A 1,995-nucleotide genomic window follows, 5' to 3' on the forward strand; every position below is an offset into this window, starting at 1 on the left:
GTTCCTGACCCCGATCGCAACGTCGACCAACCTGATGGTAATGGTTCCCGGCGGCTATAGCTTCAGCAGTTACTGGAAACTCGGCTTGCCCTTGATGATCTGGTTCTTCGTGATGGCGGTTTTCTACGTGCCGCTGGTCTGGCGGTTCTGAGCCGCGCGTACGACCGAGGTTCCCCCCTCGACCATCCGTCCCACAGGAAGGAAAATGGGCCGGGCTGCACAAGAATGGAACGCTCTGCCCATCACGCGAAACTGCTGGAGGACTATGATGTGAGCCTTGGGTCGAGGCTTCCYGCAAGGATCGTGAAACATGTTTTCCCGTCGCTCTTTGCTCAAGGGGTTTCTCGCAGCACTCGCAGTTACCCCGCTTGCGGTCTTGCCGACAGAGGGTGAGGCGCAACGTTGGGTCCATCGCTCATCCCGAGGACCGAACCGACCGCCACCGCCGCCGCGTCGCGAGCGCAGGCCACCCGCACGACGCGGCCACGTCTGGGCTTCCGGTCATTGGGTCTGGAGTACGCAGAGACGCGCATTCGTGTGGGTACCGGGGCGTTGGATCCCACACCGGCGTGGTTTTCGTTTCCGCCAACCGCGGTGGGTTCGCCGCCACGGGCAATGGGTATTCATACCGGGTGCCTGGGTTCGTTGAACTCACGAGCTGACGGTAGGCCGCCAGCCCCTGTGCACTTAAGATGAAAAGGGAATGCGCGCGTTTCAACACGCGGCACTGCGCGGTTCGTGATGCAGATTATTGCGGAGGCGGTGCCTGGGTTGCCGTCGCCGGGACCATATAATCCTCGATCCTGCCGAGGAGATACGGATAAAATGGATTGGAAGACATGCGCAGCAACGAATCCAGATTGACGATCAGCGTGCCACGCTCCCCTCGCGCTGCCAGGCTGCCCAACCTGATTCCGAAATCCTCCGTTAGATCGGGCGTGAGACCGTAGAGAGCGTCACTCGTTGGAAAGGGGAGGGCAACGTGAGACAGCGAGAAGACGTCGAAGGGGTAGACCAGCTCCAAGTCCCGGACGTCTTCGGTGAGCGCGCCAGCTTCGGTAACCCGTGCGACGACGGCGCTGGTTTCGGAGTTCGCATTGGTGACCACCGTCGTTCGGAACTGCCGCGGCGCGGAGGGGAGAACGCGGGTCAGCAACGTGTCAGAGGCTGAACGCAGCAGCGGGCCGAACTTCGTGTTGCGGTTCAAGTCGAACAGCACGAGTTCGCTGCCATTGGGCGGGAGGTGGGCGTAGAGCGAGGTAACGATCGCACGGGTTGAAACCGTAAAATCCATGATGGATTGAAAGGTCAGTATGGGAGGCAACCCATCCCACCGGTTTTCCCGCGCGTGATTTAAAATTCTCTGTTGCAGGGCACGCGTCAGAAGATGGGACTGCCGCGCTCCGTTGACCGGGAAAGAGTTGTATTTGAAGGGGTTGAACTCGGGCAGGATGTTGAGCCATGCGGCCTTGGCAAAGGCAGGCAGGATTGCGGGAATCCCCGCAAGACCTGCGAAACGCGCAAAGGCAGTGATCCCGACCATGGGTGAAATCAGAATGAGCCGGTCTGCCCGCGCCAGTTTAGGGTCGTCGACCGCATCGAGTGCATACTTCAGGGCCAAGGCCCCGCCATTCGAAAAGCCGACGAGATGAAACGGCAAGGGTGCGGCCACGCGACGGCGCGCCTCGCGCACCGCCAAGCGCGTCGCCGCCAACCAGTTCTCCCATTCGGCATCCGTCAACGCGCCCGGGACGGTTCCGTGATCGGGCAGTCGAATGGCAATCGAAAGGAAGCCGCGATCGCGATAACGCCTCGCGATATGGCGCAGGCTATAGGGTGAGTCGGTCAGCCCATGCAGAAACACTGCTACTCCAACGGGGGATCCCTCCGGTTCGAGGACGTAGGATCGGTTCCAATCCTGTTCGAAGTGGCCGGGATGAACGGGACTACCCTCGAAATAACGGTTGGCTGGAATGCGCTCTCCCGGATCGAGCT

The 1,995-nt window shown here is 60.8% G+C and carries 2 protein-coding genes; one reads left to right on the forward strand and one right to left on the reverse strand.

What is annotated here, in order from left to right:
* The first annotated feature begins 310 nt into the window (after positions 1–310).
* Complete coding sequence (locus AC1DVM_RS23050; RefSeq protein ID WP_477258455.1) at positions 311–649, forward strand: hypothetical protein; 339 nt, start codon at positions 311–313, stop codon at positions 647–649.
* 99 nt (positions 650–748) lie between these two features.
* Here the strand turns inward: AC1DVM_RS23050 and AC1DVM_RS23055 are convergent.
* Positions 749–1,995 (reverse strand): alpha/beta hydrolase (locus AC1DVM_RS23055; RefSeq protein ID WP_477258457.1); only part of this gene is annotated, 1,247 nt, incomplete at its 5' end.

Source organism: Microvirga sp. P4_A5 (assembly GCF_056402495.1).

Coding starts and splice junctions, on each gene's coding strand:
- AC1DVM_RS23050 (WP_477258455.1), top strand. CDS start 311: ATGTTTTCCCGTCGCTCTTTGCTCAAGGGGTTTCTCGCAGCACTCGCA.